At 46.3% G+C, this 244-nt stretch carries 1 pseudogene; it reads right to left on the reverse strand.

What is annotated here, in order from left to right:
• A pseudogene (locus tag ACTRWI_RS22880) lies at positions 1-244 on the reverse strand (IS3-like element ISVpa4 family transposase); the annotation flags it as partial.

Below are 244 nucleotides of genomic sequence, written 5' to 3' on the forward strand. Positions count from 1 at the left end.
TCTTCAGCAGAGAGTCCTATGGGTTGATAGTAAGCAGTAGAGCGAGCAATACCGAGAAGCTCACACTGGCGTTTTATTGGCAATTGGGTGGATTTAACCAGCGAGCTCTTTCGCTGGGCTCGGTCTAACGACCGAGCACTTTGGCCAAAAAATCATTTTCCATGGTCAATTGGCCAATCTTGGCGTGCAGTTTATCTACTTCTTCAGAGTTGTCCTTACCTGACTGGCTTTCAGAGGTAAAAAT

The sequence above is a fragment of the Pseudoalteromonas sp. G5_S1_14_S5 genome (assembly GCF_054968605.1).